Source organism: Pseudomonas sp. PME37.24/025 (assembly GCF_055556615.1).
This window is the reverse complement of sequence record NZ_JBVHNK010000310.1, coordinates 1-262: the sequence shown is the minus strand read 5'-3', so window position 1 is coordinate 262 and position 262 is coordinate 1. Positions and strand designations below refer to the sequence as shown.

Genomic DNA, 262 nt, shown 5'->3' with positions numbered 1-262 from the left:
GGCGAACAGCGGCTTGCCCGCGTCCCAGATCGAGATGTGGGTGTGCATGCCCGAACCGTTGTCGCTCTTGATCGGCTTGGGCATGAACGTGGCGGTCTTGCCATAGGCGTGCGCGACCTGCTGGACCACGTACTTGTAGACCTGCATGCGGTCGGCGGTGGTCACCAGCGTGCCGAAGGTCAGGCCCAGCTCGTGCTGCGCCGAGGCGACTTCGTGGTGGTGCTTGTCGCAGGGCAGGCCCATGTCGATCATGGTCTTGACC

The 262-nt window shown here is 64.5% G+C and carries 1 pseudogene; it reads right to left on the bottom strand.

The features are described 5' to 3' along the window. A pseudogene (gene glnA, locus ACZ3HH_RS30485) lies at positions 1-262 on the bottom strand (glutamine synthetase); the annotation flags it as partial.